The sequence below is a fragment of the Devosia sp. Root685 genome, assembly GCF_001427875.1.
Lineage (GTDB): Bacteria > Pseudomonadota > Alphaproteobacteria > Rhizobiales > Devosiaceae > Devosia.
In genome coordinates this window covers 1,762,615-1,776,813 of the sequence record NZ_LMHK01000001.1, presented here as the reverse complement: position 1 = coordinate 1,776,813, position 14,199 = coordinate 1,762,615, and the positions used below count along the sequence as shown (strand labels likewise).

The following is a 14,199-nucleotide window of genomic DNA, read 5'->3' as shown; positions in this document are numbered from 1 at the left end:
CGTTTCCTTCCGAATTATTCCGATATAGAGCGGAAACCGGACAATCAAAAGAGACTTTCCTGCGACCCGTCGTCTAATGGTGAACGCGGTGCTTTGCGCTTCTGCGGCGGAGCACCGGCTACATTGGCGCCGACTTCGCCATCCGCGAAGGTCAGCTTGATGGCATCGCCGGGATTGAGCGGCTTTGCGCTGCTGATCACATCGCCGGCATCATTCTGCACCAGCGCATAACCACGGGCCAGAACGCTGCGATAGCTTAGGGTTTTGAGCAGTTTTTCCAGCTGTTCCAGCTTTTGCCTGCGCTCAACGGTGATCCGGTCTGGCGCCTGAGCGAGGCGCTGGACCAGCGGCCCGAGCTTGCCCTGCAACTGGCGGAGTTCGGCACGAAGGGGTTGCGCTGAGAGGCGAGGTGCCAGGCGAACAAATTGCGTGCGCTTGCGCTCGAGCGCCTGATCGACAACCTTGATAAGACGTGCCGAGCGCGGATCGAAGGTGAGGCGGGCGCGCTCTACGGTTTTGTGGAGGCCGCGAAGTGCGCGTTGATCCAGAGTGTCCAGACGGGCGGCCAATTCCGACTGACGCTGGCGCACCAGACGTGGTTGCATCTCTGCTGCCGCCTTCGAAAAAGCCACGCGGCGGCTCTGTACGAAATGACGCAGCGCGCCTGACAGACGCGTTCCCGACAAATCGAGGCTCTGGCGCTGCGTCGCGATGAGATCGGCCGGGCGCGGCAGGCCGGCGCTGGCGGCGCGGAGGCGATCCTTCAAGCTCGCGAGAGTGCGCCGCGCAGCCTGGCGCTGGCGGCTGCCTTGGTCGTCGACATAAGCGATGAGTTCGGCGCGCACCGGCACAGCGGCTTCGGCCGCGGCGGTGGGCGTCGGAGCACGCATATCTGAGGCGTAGTCGATCAGCGTCGTATCGGTTTCGTGGCCGACGGCGGAGATAACCGGGATGCCCGATGCCGCAACGGCGCGCACCACGGCTTCTTCGTTAAAGCCCCAGAGATCTTCGATGGAGCCGCCGCCGCGGGCGACGATGAGAATATCGGGGCGCGGGATGGGGCCATCGGGCAGGAAGGCATTAAAACCCTCTATGGCATTGACGACTTCAGGGGCGCAGGTTTCGCCCTGCACGCGCACCGGCCAGACGAGAACGTGGCTGGGGAAGCGATCATCGAGGCGATGGAGAATGTCGCGGATGACGGCGCCAGTCGGCGAAGTAATCACGCCAATGACGCGCGGCAGATAGGGCAGGGGGCGCTTGCGTTCGCGCTCGAACAGCCCCTCGGCCAGCAGTCTCTTGCGGCGCTCTTCGAGAAGCGCCATGAGCGCGCCGGCCCCGGCCGGTTCGATCTGCTCGATGACGATCTGGTATTTTGACGAGCGCGGAAAGGTAGTCAGGCGCCCGGTGGCGATGACTTCGAGCCCTTCCTCAGGCTTGAAGGCGAGGCGCCCAAAGCTACCCTTCCAGATGACGGCATCAATCGAGGCGGCATCGTCCTTGAGGGTAAAATAGGCGTGGCCGGAGGAATGCTGGCCGCGAAAACCGGAAATTTCGCCGCGCACGCGGACATGGCCGAATTCATCTTCGACCGTTCGTTTCACCGCCTGGGCGATTTCGGAAACGGTAAATTCGGCAGCGTTGGTCAGGACTTCTGGCATGGTGACTTGGTGCGGGAAATGCCGCGCCGGGTCAAGGGGCGCTTGCCCAGCCTTACCTTCCCTCTCCCACAGGGGGCCAGGGAAGGGCCAGTGGCTATTCTGCCGCTTCCGCCTGGTGCGGATGCTCCAGATTGCCCATGGACTGGACGATGTGGTTGGCGAGCGCGTCATAGATGCCGCCATAGGCGTGGCTGGCGCGCATCAGGGCCATTTGCGCGTCGGGCAAGTGCGGCAGGCCGTGTTCGTCGGAAACCACGCGCATGCCCGGCTGCAGGGCGCTTTCGGGCAGGAAGCCGATGGCGAGATCGGAGAGCACGGCCGAGGAAATGGCCGTGGCGTTCGAGGACGTATAGGCGATGCGATAATCGGTGCCGGTGCGGTCGAGCGCGTCCATCGCATCCTTGCGCCAGATGCAATATTGCGGCCCGCAGGCGATGGCGACCGGTTCGCTGGCGAGCGCCCGTCCACCGTGGCTTGCGACCCAGAACATCTTTTCGGTGCGGAACAGTTCACCAAAGTTCTGCTCGGTGCCCTGGGTGAAGACGATCAGGTCATAGCGCCCGGCGCGCATGCCTTCGAGGAGGTGCTCCGAGGCCATGCAGGAGACATCGACGACGATTTTGGGATGGGTGCGCTGAAAGCTGGAGAGAATGACCGGCAACAGGCGCACGGCATAATCGTCCGGCACGCCGAAGCGGATGGAGCCGGCAAGGTCGCCATCGGAAAAACGGTCGAGGATTTCGGCATTGGTGCGCAGCATTTTTCGCGCGCGTTCGTAAAGTACTTCGCCGTGGTGGGTGAGGGTGACCGTGCGGCCTTCGCGCGACAGGAGAGCATGCCCGAGCCGCTCTTCGAGTCGCTTGATCTGCATCGAAACGGCGGATTGCGTCTTGTTCACGCGGCGGGCCGCTTCGGTGAAACTGCCGCAATCGGCAATGGCGCAGAAGCTTTGCAATTGGTCGAGATCGAGCGGAGCAGCCATCGGAGGTCTCCCATCACTCATTTTGATTGAATGGATGAAATCTATTTGTTGGACGAATGGAAGTCCAGTGCGTTATCTCATCACTATCGCCGTAAAAGGCGTCCCTCCCGCCGACCTCCCTTCGGCACAACAACATTTCGGAGACTTGAAATGGCTCTCTCGCTACCCGGCGAGCGGTCAGTTGCGGCCGCCATGCCGACTACGCCCTTGCGCGCTCTTTTTGCCTTTGTCGCCAGGGTGAATGCTGATCGTCAACGCCGGACCGTGCTCAAGAGCCTGCTCAATCTCGATGCAGATCGCCTGCGCGATCTGGGCCTCTCCCATGCCGATATCCACGACGCCATGACGGCGCGCAATTCGCGTGCCTCCACCATGGTGCTCAACGCCGCCCGGGCCCGCCAGGCTCTGCGGTAACGCATTCGTCTGCGCCCGGCGCGGACGTCTCCCTTGGACCGAACACGATGTGATCGTTCCATCTCCCGGGCCAGTTTTGCCACTGGTCCCGTTTCCTGAAAACTTAACCGGGCTTGTGCTTGCACTCGCCCGGTTTTTTTTCGTTTTTTTTGGGGGGGGGGGCTTAAAGAAAACGCACGCCGAGTTCGGTTTCGGTGTGCCAGATCGTTTCGCAATCGAAATTGCGTCCGTCGATCATGGACAGCCGGAAGCGGTGCGGCAGGCCGACAATGCTTGATACAACGAGCTTGGCGCCCTCTTCGGAAAGATTGCGCACCGTGCAATCGAAGGTCGAGTGCCCGTCATTGGTCACGATTCGTCCGCCCTTGAGGGTGCGGCTGCGGTGATGTTTGCGTCGTTCGTCTTCCATACTCTGTCCTATTAGGGCAGGGCGGCAAAGCCTTCGGAGAACCCTTCGAGCGACACCGGAATGCCGACGCCTTCTTCGGGGGTCTTGAATACGACGAAAATGGCATTCGTGCCCTTGGAGAGCACGTCGATCAAACCATCATCGAGCTCGACTTCAGCAACGCAGCCATTGGGCAGGCACCGCACGAAGGCGACGCGGCCCATATCGGTGCCATCGACATTAAGGCCAAGCCCGTTCGGCAGCAGTACGCCAAGCGGCGCGAGGACGCGGAGGAGCCGGGCTTCGCGATCGGCCGTGCGCAGCACGATAACCGAGAGGCCGACATTGGGCTGATCTTCGGCCATGACGTTCTGGATGATGGCGCATTGTTCAGTGCTGGCGCCGGGCGGCGTATCGCAGCTCATCTGCCAGTCGCCATATTCGCCGCGGACAGTGCCCTGGCCCAGGGCAGGACTTGCGCCTGCAAGTGCGGTTACGGCCAGAGCCAGACCCATCAGCCGCTTCGAAAATTGCATCACTCTTGTTCGTCTCCTGCCGAATTGCGGGCGCGGGGCGTTTGGGACCTGTTTGGGTTATCCGCAAAGGCCTGTCAACCAAAGGCGTGGTTGAAGCGATCTGGCAGCGAAACTGCGGCGCGCTTGAGGCAAAGGCGTCCGATTTTGTCCAGTTTTAAACAGTGCGGAAGTGTGCGACGCCGCGATAGACTCGGTCCAAGCAATGTGATTTAGGTCAAATTCGAGTTTTGCGCTCCGAGGTTGAGTCGGGGCGGCGTGAGCTATGCCGCTGTTTTCCACTCTCTTTCTCGGTGTGCGCACCAGAATTGGTTAACAGGGGGTTTATGGTGACCGGTCAGTTCGTGAGGAAGTTGGGTGCCGCCGCGACGGCCATGCTGGCGCTAATGCCCGCTTTCGCTTCCGCCCAGGAAATCGGTAAGGGCCATCCGGAGCCGGGCCAGTTCCACCTGCAGCAATCGGTTACGCCGATCATGGATTCGATCGTGGCTTTCCACGATGGTCCGCTGATGTGGACGATTACGCTTATCGTGCTCTTCGTGCTTGCACTGCTTATCGTGATCGTCGTGCGCTTCAACGCCAAGGCCAATCCCGTGCCGGCGCGTTTCACGCATAATACGCTGATCGAAATCGTTTGGACGGTCCTGCCGATCGTTGTTTTGATCATTATCGCCATCCCGTCCTTCGGCGTGTTGTCCGACCAGCTGACGACGCCGGATGGCGAGCGCAAATATCTCGGCGCCAATATCTTCTCGTTCGGCGAAGTCGAAGTTCCGGCCGCCTCCGTCACCGTCAAGGCCTCGGGCGAACAGTGGTACTGGAACTATGAATATGTCGATGAAGGCGTTGCCTTCGACTCCAATATTCTTGGTGCCGCCGTCGACAGCTACGTCCAGACGGTCAAGCCCAACCAGCCGCGCCTCCTGGCCGTGGACAATGAACTTATCGTGCCGGTCGATACCACCGTGCGCATGCAGGTGACCTCGAGCCCCTCGGGCGTGATCCACGCTTTTGCGGTTCCTTCCTTCGGCATCAAGATCGACGCCGTGCCGGGCCGCCTCAATGAAACCTGGTTCAACTCGCGCGAAACCGGCCTCTTCTATGGCCAGTGTTCGGAACTGTGCGGCAAGGACCATGCCTTCATGCCGATCGCCGTGCGCGTCGTCACCGCCGAAGAATATCAAGCCTTCATCACGGCCTTCAAGGAAAGCCGTGACTATGCCAGCGCCGTCGCCGTGCTGCCGGCTATTCAGTAATAGGGTCAGGGGAGACTATAATGTCGCAAACAGCAAACCTCGAGGCCCATGCCACCGGGCATGACCACGCCGCGCACGACCACCATACGCCCACGGGCTGGCGGCGCTGGGTTCTGTCCACCAATCACAAGGACATCGGGATCATGTATCTCGTGTTCTCGATCATCGCCGGTATCATCGGCGGCCTGCTCTCGGGCTTCATGCGCATGGAGCTGCAGGAGCCGGGCATTCAGATTTTCCATGGCCTTGCGTCCATGGTCTATGGCATCTCCGATCCGTCAGGCTCGATCGATGCCGGCAAGCAGATGTTCAACGTCTTCACCACCGCCCACGCCCTGATCATGGTGTTCTTCATGGTCATGCCCGCGACCATGGGCGGCTTTGCCAACTATTTCGCTCCGCTGATGGTGGGTGCGCCCGATACCGCTTTCCCGCGCATCAACAACATCGCCTTCTGGCTGCTGCCGGTGGCGTTCATCCTCTTGCTGATGAGCCTTTTCTTTGAAGGTGCGCCGGGTTCGACCGGTTTTGGTGGTGGCTGGACCGTCTATCCGCCACTTTCGACCGTGGGTCACCCCGGCCCGGCCATGGACTTCGCCATTCTCTCGCTGCACGTTGCGGGCGTCAGCTCGATCCTTGGCGCGATCAACCTGATCACCACGATCCTCAACATGCGCGCTCCGGGCATGACCATTCACAAGATGCCGCTCTTTGCCTGGTCGGTGCTGGTGACGGCGTTCCTGCTGCTCCTGGCTCTGCCGGTTCTGGCTGGCGCCATCACCATGCTGCTGACCGATCGCAATTTCGGCACGACCTTCTTTGCGCCCGAAGGTGGCGGTGACCCCGTCCTCTTCCAGCACCTGTTCTGGTTCTTCGGTCACCCCGAAGTCTACATCATGATCCTGCCGGGCTTCGGCATCGTGTCGCACATCGTCTCGACCTTCAGCCGCAAGCCGATCTTCGGCTACATGGCTATGGCCTATGCAATGGTCGCCATCGGTTTTGTCGGTTTCGTCGTGTGGGCGCACCATATGTACACGACCGGCCTCAGCCTTGACGTGCAGCGCTATTTCGTTGCCGCCACCATGGTCATTGCCGTGCCGACGGGCGTGAAGATCTTCTCCTGGATCGCCACCATGTGGGGCGGCTCGATCACCTTCCGCCTGCCCATGCTCTGGGCCATCGGCTTCATCTTCCTGTTCACCGTTGGTGGTGTGACCGGTGTGGTGCTCGCCAATGCCGGTGCCGACCGTGCCCTTCACGACACCTATTACGTCGTGGCGCACTTCCACTACGTGCTCTCGCTCGGCGCCGTGTTCTCGATCTTTGCGGGCTGGTACTACTGGTACCCAAAGATGTTCGGCTACATGTACAACGAGTTCCTGGGCAAGCTGCACTTCTGGACCATGTTCGTCGGCGTGAACCTGATCTTCTTCCCGCAGCACTTCCTCGGTCTTGCTGGCATGCCGCGTCGTTACATCGACTATCCGGATGCCTTTACGCTGTGGAACCGCGTGTCCTCCATCGGCTACTACGTGACCTTCGTTGCAATGATCATCTTCTTCTATGCAACCTGGGAAGCCAGCCGCAAGAAGCGCCCGGCCGGCGACAATCCGTGGGGCGATGGCGCAACGACACTGGAATGGACGCTGAGCTCTCCGCCGCCGTTCCACCAGTTCTCGACCCTGCCCAAGATCGATTCGACCAACGCGCATTAAGTCGCGGCGACAAGATCAGCGGATCGCGCTTTAGTGCGGTCCGCACAGTAAGGACAGTCCAGTGACCTATATCGACGACAGCAAGAGGATGCCTGCTTTGGCAGGCGAGGCGCGGGTAGAAGACTACCTCGCGCTGCTGAAACCTCGTGTCATGTCGCTGGTGGTGTTTACCGCCCTTGTGGGCATGCTGGTGGCTCCGGGCGGTATCAATCCGGTCGTCGGCCTCATCGCCATTGTCTGCATCGCCATCGGCGGCGGCGCCTCGGGCGCGCTCAACATGTGGTACGATGCCGATATCGATGCCATCATGAGCCGCACGCAGAACCGGCCCATTCCGGCCGGCCGGATTTCCTCGGGCGAGGCGCTCACCTTTGGCCTCGTTCTCTCGGGCTTTTCGGTGGCCCTCCTCGGCCTTGCGACCAATTGGGTCGCTGGCGGGCTGCTGGCTTTCACCATCTTCTTTTATGCCGTGGTCTACACGATCTGGCTCAAGCGCTCGACGCCGCAGAACATCGTCATCGGTGGCGCGGCCGGCGCTTTCCCCACCATGATCGGCTGGGCCGCTGTGACCGGAACAATCTCTCTCGAAAGCCTCGCGCTCTTCCTCATCGTCTTCCTCTGGACCCCGCCGCATTTCTGGGCGCTGGCGCTCTATAAGCAGGGTGATTACGCCGCCGCCGGCATTCCGATGATGCCCAATGTTGCGGGCGAAGCCTCCACCAAGCGCCAGATTTTCGTTTATTCGGTCATCCTCGCCGTCTCCGCCTTCGTGCCGGTCTATCTCGGTACGGGTGGCTGGATTTACGGCGCCGTCGCCGCCATCACGGGCGCATGCTTTGTCTATCTGGCGGTGCGCTTGCTGCGCGCGCCGACCAATGTCGACATGCGCAAGGCCGCGCGTCGTCTCTTCACCTATTCGCTGAGCTATCTCTTCGTGCTTTTCCTTGGCCTTCTTACGGACAGCTTCATTGCGCGCCTCGGTGGGTTCTGGTCATGACCGAGAAAAACCAGGCGCTTGAAACCATGCCTCCTGAAGACCAGGCCGCCGAAACGCTGAAGCGCGTTCGCCGTCGCCGCTCCATTGCGCTGGCCGGCGCCCTCGCGCTCTTTGCGCTGACCTTTTACGTGCTGACCATCGTCAAGATGGGCCCGGCGCTGTTCGATCGGGGGCTCTGATGACGCTCACCGCCGAAACCACGCATCCCAATGCCGAAAAGCGCAATCGCCGCGTCGGCTTGACGCTTATGGGCGTCGCCGTCGGCATGGTCGGCCTCGCTTTTGCGTCCGTGCCGCTCTACCAGCTTTTCTGCCAGGTGACCGGCTATGGCGGCACCACGCAGACCGCCGAAGCCAATCCCAAGGGCGTCATCGCCCGCGAGATGAAAGTGCGCTTCGACGTCAATATCGAGCATAGCCTCAACTGGACCGTGAAGCCGGCCGCCGCGATCACCGACCAGATCGGTCGCGTCGATACGGTCAACTACATCGCCACCAATAATTCCGACAAGCCGCTCACCGGGCAGGCGATCTTCAACGTCGTGCCCGAAAAGGCCGGCGTCTACTTCAACAAGATCGAGTGCTTCTGCTTCACCGAGCAGACCCTACAGCCGGGCGAAACGGTGGAAATGCCGATCGTGTTCTTCGTCGATCCCGATATCGACCAGAACCACGAACTCAAAACCATCAAAGAGATTACGCTCTCTTATACCTTCTACGCTTCAGACAATGAGGGAAGCTGAACATGGCCGCCATTGAAAAGAACCATGACTACCACATGGTAGAGCCGTCACCCTGGCCATTCGTGATGTCGGCCGCGGTGCTGGTCATGATGGTGGGCGCCGTCTTCTTCATGAAGCAGTGGACGCCCTGGCTATTCTTCATGGGCCTCGCCGGTGTGATCTATTCCTTCTACGCCTGGTGGGCGGATGTGGTGAAGGAAGCCAATGACGGGGTCAGCCATACCCCGGTCGTGCAGATGCATCACCGCTATGGCATGATGCTGTTCATCGCTTCGGAAGTGATGTTCTTCGTTGCCTGGTTCTGGGCCTATTTCGACGGCTTCTTCCGCTTCGACGACGTCGAGCAATATGCCCGCGTCGCCTTTACCGGCGGCCATTGGCCCCCGACCGGCATCGAGCTGTTCGACCCCTTCCACCTGCCGCTGTTCAATACGCTGATCCTGCTCACTTCGGGCACGACCGTGACGTGGGCGCACCACGCGCTGCTTGAAAACGATCGCCAGGGTCTGCGCTGGGGTCTTGCCCTCACCGTGGCGCTCGGCGTGCTGTTCTCCTATGTGCAGTATCTCGAATACACCCATGCCGGGTTCTCGTTCTCGGGCAACCTCTATGGCGCCACCTTCTTCATGGCGACGGGTTTCCACGGCTTCCACGTCATCATCGGCACGATTTTCCTCGCCGTCTGCCTGATCCGCGCCGAGCGGGGTGATTTCACCCCCGAGCGTCACCTGGGCTTCGAATTTGCCGCCTGGTACTGGCACTTCGTGGACGTGGTCTGGCTCTTCCTCTTTGCCTCGATCTATGTCTGGGGCAGCTGGGGCGTATCCCTGAGCCACTAGGCACAGGCATAGTGAATATGGGGCGCGGCATGGCTGCGCCCCTTTTTGCTTCTCGGGACCCTATGAGCCAGCCAAATCCTGTTCTTGCCGGTCTGCTCTGCCGCTGCCCGCGTTGCGGCGAGGGAAAGCTGTTTTCCGGCTACCTGAAGGTGGCCCAAAGCTGCGAAACATGCGGTCTCGATCTCAAGTTTGCCGATAGCGGCGATGGTCCGGCGGTGTTCGTGATCTTCCTCGTCGCCCCATTGGTCGTCATGCTTGCGCTGATCACCGGGGCGCTGGTGCCGATCGCGCCATGGATGCATCTGGTTCTCTGGATCCCGACGACGCTGCTGCTATCGCTGGCCCTGTTGCCGCCCTTCAAGGGCGTGCTGGTCAATCTCCAATATCGCCACGATGCTCATGAGGGCCACCAATGAACCCCTTTGCGCGCCTTCGCCTCAGCGATTGGATCTTTGCAGTTCTCATGCTGGCTCTGGCGGCGGTTTGCGTCTTCCTCGGCTCCTGGCAAATGCATCGCCTGGCCGAAAAGGAGGCGCTGGTCGCAGCGGTCGATGCACGCCTGACGGCGGCACCTATCCCGGTCCCGCCCAAGGAAAGCTGGGCCAACCTGCCGGTAGAGGACCTCGTCTATCAGCCGGTCGAGCTGACAGGGGCCTATCGCTACACCCAGACCATGACGGTCTTCACCAGCCTTTCCGATCCCAAAGGTCAGCATGCCGGGCCGGGTTATTGGGTGATGACACCCTTCGCATTGCAGGACGGTGGCACGGTCTTCGTCAATCGCGGTTTCGTGCCCCAGCAATATCAGGAGACCGCCGCGCTCGGTGATCTCCATGGCGAAGATCCGGGGATAGTGACCATTGCTGGCCTGTTCCGGATGCCCGAGGCGGCGGGGATGATGACCCCGGAACCGGATATGTCCAATCGCATCGAGTGGGTGCGTGACCCTGCGCGGCTGGCCAAGATGGTGGACCCGGCCTTGGCCCCGATCGCACCTTTCTATGTCGATCTGCCCGCCGGCCCCGCCGGGGAACTGCCGCAGGCCGGCGAAACCGTAGTCAGCTTTCCCAACAATCATTTCGGCTATGCCCTGACCTGGTATGGCTTTGCCATTGTCGCCGTGGTCATGCTCGGCTTCTGGCTCACCCGGCAGGCAAAGCGGCCGGCCAGTGGCCCTTGAGGCTGAGCCGAGGCAAAACCTTGCGGTCAGCCGCCGCATTCACTAGGTTGCAACAATTCTAGAAGGGCCTTCCCCTCCGATGCAGTTTGTTTCGACGCGCGGCCAGGCGCCGGCGCTTGGCTTCTCCGATGCGGTCCTCGCGGGCCTGGCCTCCGATGGCGGCCTCTATGTTCCGCAGGTTTGGCCGCAACTCAGCCACGATGAAATCGCCGCTCTTGCCGGCAAGTCCTATGCCGATGTGGCCTACGAAATCATTTCGCGCTTCACCGGCGACGAAATCCCCGCGGCCAAGCTGCGCTCGATCATCGACGGCGCCTATCAGAGCTTCCGTCACCCCTCGGTGACCCCGCTTGTCGAGATCGAAACCAATCATTTCGTGCTCGAACTCTTCCATGGCCCGACGCTCGCGTTCAAAGACGTGGCGATGCAGTTCCTCAGCCGCACCATGGATCACATCCTGACCGAGAGGGGCCTGCGCGCGACCATTGTCGGCGCGACCTCGGGCGATACCGGTTCGGCGGCCATCGAAGCCTTCCGCGGCCGCGACACGACCGACATTTTCATCCTGCACCCGCTTGGGCGCACCTCGGAAGTGCAACGCCGGCAGATGACGACGGTGCTCGATGCCAATGTTCACAACATCGCGCTCGAAGGCACGTTCGACGATTGCCAGGACGCGGTGAAAGCCATGTTCAACAATCATGCCTTCCGCGATTCCGTGCGTCTTTCCGGCGTCAATTCGATCAACTGGGGCCGCATCGTCGCCCAGATCGTCTATTATTTCGTCGCTGCTGTTTCGCTCGGCGCGCCGCATCGCAAGGTGAGCTTCACGGTTCCGACCGGCAACTTTGGTGACATCTTCGCCGGTTATTGCGCCAAGCGCATGGGTCTGCCTATCGAAAAGCTGGTGATCGCCACCAATGCCAACGACATTCTGCGCCGGACGCTCGATACGGGCCGCTATGAAATGACCGGCGTGGCGCCGACCATCAGCCCATCGATGGATATTCAGATCTCCTCCAATTTCGAGCGCCTGCTGTTCGAAAGCGCCGGCCGTGATGCCGACGCGGTCTCGCGTATGATGGCTGCGCTGAAACAGTCGCGCGGGTTCGATCTGCCGGAAAAGTCGATATCGGCCATTCGGGCAGAATTTGCTGCCGGCACCTCGGGCGAAGAGACGACGGGCAAGACCATTGCCGACACCTGGGCCCAGTCTCAATACCTGCTCGATCCACATACGGCGGTCGGCGTCAGCGTGGCGCGCAGCCTCTCGCGCGGGCCCGAACCGATGATTACATTGGCAACGGCGCATCCCGCCAAATTCCCGGCCGCCGTGAAAGCGGCTTCGGGTATCGAGCCGGCTCTGCCGGGCTGGCTCAGCGATCTCTATCAACGGCCCGAACGGGTCGACGTGTTGGCCAATGACCAGCGCGTCCTGGAAAACTTCATCGGGACGCGCACCCGCGCGGCCTGAAGACGACAAACGGGCCTGGGCGGAAGGGGTATGCAAACCCCGCCGCCGGTTCAGGAGGACGAGTGTGACGGTACAAACGACGACTCTCGAGAACGGCATGGTGGTGCTGACCGACGACATGCCGCATCTGGAGAGTGCCTCCATCGGTGTGTGGGTAAAGGCCGGTGCGCGGTCCGAGCGCAAGGCCGAGCACGGCATTTCCCACCTTCTCGAACACATGGCCTTCAAGGGTACCAAGACGCGCACGGCGCTCGAAATCGCTGAAGCGATCGAAAATGTCGGCGGCGATCTCAACGCGGCGACCTCCATCGAGCACACCGGCTACTTTGCCCGTGTGCTCAAGGACGACGTGGTGCTGGCGGCCGATATTCTCTCCGACATTCTGCAGAACTCGACCTTCGATGAAGGCGAGATGACGCGCGAAAAACAGGTCATCGTGCAGGAAATCGGCGCGGCGCGGGACAATCCCGATGACCATGTCTTCGACCTCTTCCAGGAAGCGGCCTATCCCTCCCAGCCCATCGGTCGCACCATTCTGGGCACGGTGGATTCGGTTCGCGCCTTCTCGCCGGAAATGGTCGGAAAATATATGCGCCGCAACTATGTGGGCGACCATATGGTGATGGCCGCGGCCGGCAATGTCGATCATGATGGCCTTGTGCAGGTCGCGAGGGAACGCTTTGCCGATCTCGCCCCGAGCGGCGCTCCGGCGCCGCAGCGCGCCGAATATAAGGGCGGCCAGGAACGGCTGATTTCCGATCACGAGCAGGCCCATATCGTTCTCGGTTTCGAGGGGCGCGCCTATAATTCCGACGGTTTTTATGCCGCGCAGGTGCTGGCTTCGGTGCTCGGTGGCGGCATGAGCTCGCGGCTCTTCCAGGAAGTGCGCGAAAAGCGTGGTCTCTGCTATTCGGTCTATGCTTTCCACTGGGCCTTTGCCGATAGCGGCGTCTTCGGCGTTGCCGCGGCGACGGGCGAGGACGAGGTTTCAGAACTCGTGCCGGTGGTGCTTGACGAGCTTCTGCGGGCCGCTGAAACCGTCACTGACGAAGAAGTGACGCGCGTGCGCAACCAGATCCGCGCCGGCCTTCTGATGTCGCTCGAAAGCCCTTCGGCTCGCGCCGGGCAGCTGGCGCGCCAGCAGATTCTCTGGGGCCGACCCATTCCGATGGCCGAGACGGTCGAGCGGATCAATCGCATCACGGCACATCGCGTCCGCGAAGTCGCCGAGCAGATTTTCACCAATTCCTCTCCGACCCTGGCCGGTATCGGCCCGATCAGCCGGCTTGCCGATGTGGAAAGCATCGGCGAGACGCTCAAGCGCTAAATCATGCTCTGGCCCTGGTCCTCGCCAGAACAGTTGATCCAGCTGCAGGGGCGCCGCATTTTGCTGCGCCTGCCGCAAATGCGGGATTATGCCGCCTGGTATCAACTGCGCCGCCAGAGCCACGAGTTCCTCAAACCTTTCGAGCCGCGCTGGACCGAGGCCGATCTCGGGCGCCGCGTCTTTTCGATGCGCGTGCGCCGCGCCCGGCAGGAGGCCGAGCAGGTCACGGACTACACCTTCTTCGTCTTCCTCAATGACGGCACGGAGACACTGGTTGGCGGTATCACGCTTTCCAATATCCGCCGGCGGGCCGCGCAATTCGTCAATCTCGGCTATTGGATGGGCCAGCCCTATGCCGGGCAGGGGCTGATGACCGAGGCTGTGGAGATGGCGCTGCGCTTCATTTTCGAAACGCTGGATCTTCATCGCGCGCACGCCGCCTTCTTGCCCCACAACACGGCCTCGCGCCGCGTGCTCGAAAAAAATGGCTTCATCGAAGAAGGCTTCGCCGAGCGCTATCTGCAGATCGACGGGCGCTGGGAAGACCATGTGCTCATGGGCCTGACGCGCGAACGCTGGGACAGTTTTCGGCTTGCCCGGCACGATCGCGTGGCGTGACTTACGCGGGCAAAGGGCACGATTCCACATCGCATAGTGCCGCCCGGCTTGCCGCAAGGGGCAATCTCCC

16 protein-coding genes are annotated in these 14,199 nt (G+C 61.4%); 12 read left to right on the top strand and 4 right to left on the bottom strand.

What is annotated here, in order from left to right; genetic code table 11:
* Positions 1-44: 44 nt before the first annotated feature.
* Positions 45-1,661: an exodeoxyribonuclease VII large subunit gene (gene xseA / locus ASD83_RS08500; RefSeq protein ID WP_056309654.1), complete on the bottom strand. Its 1,617-nt coding sequence runs from the start codon at positions 1,659-1,661 to the stop codon at positions 45-47.
* A gap of 94 nt (positions 1,662-1,755) precedes the next feature.
* Positions 1,756-2,643 carry a LysR family transcriptional regulator gene (locus tag ASD83_RS08495; RefSeq protein WP_056309652.1) on the bottom strand — a complete coding sequence of 296 codons (888 nt, stop codon included), beginning with the start codon at positions 2,641-2,643 and terminating at the stop codon, positions 1,756-1,758.
* Between the two features lie 150 nt (positions 2,644-2,793).
* Here ASD83_RS08495 and ASD83_RS08490 point away from each other — a divergent pair, with 150 nt between their 5' ends.
* Positions 2,794-3,057 (top strand): DUF1127 domain-containing protein, encoded by a 264-nt coding sequence (locus ASD83_RS08490; protein WP_056309650.1) that lies wholly within the window; start codon positions 2,794-2,796, stop codon positions 3,055-3,057.
* A 163-nt stretch (positions 3,058-3,220) separates the two neighbouring features.
* Here ASD83_RS08490 and ASD83_RS08485 read toward each other — a convergent pair whose 3' ends face one another.
* Complete coding sequence (locus ASD83_RS08485; protein ID WP_056309648.1) at positions 3,221-3,466, bottom strand: PilZ domain-containing protein; 246 nt, start codon at positions 3,464-3,466, stop codon at positions 3,221-3,223.
* Between the two features lie 11 nt (positions 3,467-3,477).
* Positions 3,478-3,981, bottom strand: a complete 504-nt coding sequence (locus ASD83_RS08480) for an invasion associated locus B family protein (RefSeq protein ID WP_056309647.1) — start codon at positions 3,979-3,981, stop codon at positions 3,478-3,480.
* Between the two features lie 323 nt (positions 3,982-4,304).
* Between ASD83_RS08480 and coxB the strand changes: the two genes are divergently transcribed.
* The 11 genes from coxB to ASD83_RS08425 all read left to right on the top strand — a co-directional run bounded on the left by coxB (position 4,305) and on the right by ASD83_RS08425 (position 14,129).
* On the top strand, positions 4,305-5,234 hold the full coding sequence (coxB, locus tag ASD83_RS08475; RefSeq protein ID WP_056309646.1) for a cytochrome c oxidase subunit II: 930 nt from the start codon (positions 4,305-4,307) through the stop codon (positions 5,232-5,234).
* Between the two features lie 20 nt (positions 5,235-5,254).
* Positions 5,255-6,952: a cytochrome c oxidase subunit I gene (gene ctaD / locus ASD83_RS08470; protein ID WP_056309644.1), complete on the top strand. Its 1,698-nt coding sequence runs from the start codon at positions 5,255-5,257 to the stop codon at positions 6,950-6,952.
* A gap of 61 nt (positions 6,953-7,013) precedes the next feature.
* Positions 7,014-7,949 carry a heme o synthase gene (locus tag ASD83_RS08465; protein ID WP_056309641.1) on the top strand — a complete coding sequence of 312 codons (936 nt, stop codon included), beginning with the start codon at positions 7,014-7,016 and terminating at the stop codon, positions 7,947-7,949.
* On the top strand, positions 7,946-8,128 hold the full coding sequence (locus tag ASD83_RS08460; RefSeq protein WP_056309639.1) for a hypothetical protein: 183 nt from the start codon (positions 7,946-7,948) through the stop codon (positions 8,126-8,128). Before ASD83_RS08465 ends, ASD83_RS08460 begins: the two co-directional genes overlap by 4 nt.
* Positions 8,128-8,691 (top strand): cytochrome c oxidase assembly protein, encoded by a 564-nt coding sequence (locus ASD83_RS08455; protein ID WP_056309638.1) that lies wholly within the window; start codon positions 8,128-8,130, stop codon positions 8,689-8,691. Before ASD83_RS08460 ends, ASD83_RS08455 begins: the two co-directional genes overlap by 1 nt.
* A 2-nt stretch (positions 8,692-8,693) precedes the next feature.
* Positions 8,694-9,530 (top strand): cytochrome c oxidase subunit 3, encoded by an 837-nt coding sequence (locus ASD83_RS08450; protein WP_056309636.1) that lies wholly within the window; start codon positions 8,694-8,696, stop codon positions 9,528-9,530.
* Positions 9,531-9,592: 62 nt separating this feature from the next.
* On the top strand, positions 9,593-9,946 hold the full coding sequence (locus tag ASD83_RS08445; protein ID WP_056309634.1) for a DUF983 domain-containing protein: 354 nt from the start codon (positions 9,593-9,595) through the stop codon (positions 9,944-9,946).
* Complete coding sequence (locus ASD83_RS08440; protein ID WP_056309632.1) at positions 9,943-10,710, top strand: SURF1 family protein; 768 nt, start codon at positions 9,943-9,945, stop codon at positions 10,708-10,710. The genes ASD83_RS08445 and ASD83_RS08440 overlap by 4 nt, the downstream gene beginning before the upstream one ends.
* Positions 10,711-10,789: 79 nt before the next feature.
* On the top strand, positions 10,790-12,184 hold the full coding sequence (gene thrC, locus ASD83_RS08435) for a threonine synthase (protein WP_056309630.1): 1,395 nt from the start codon (positions 10,790-10,792) through the stop codon (positions 12,182-12,184).
* Between the two features lie 64 nt (positions 12,185-12,248).
* Positions 12,249-13,511, top strand: coding sequence for a M16 family metallopeptidase (locus ASD83_RS08430; protein WP_056309629.1), 1,263 nt, complete (start codon positions 12,249-12,251; stop codon positions 13,509-13,511).
* Positions 13,512-13,514: 3 nt separating this feature from the next.
* The gene (locus ASD83_RS08425; RefSeq protein ID WP_056309627.1) at positions 13,515-14,129 is read left to right on the top strand and encodes a GNAT family N-acetyltransferase; all 615 of its coding nucleotides are present in this window, start codon (positions 13,515-13,517) and stop codon (positions 14,127-14,129) included.
* Positions 14,130-14,199: the final 70 nt, after the last annotated feature.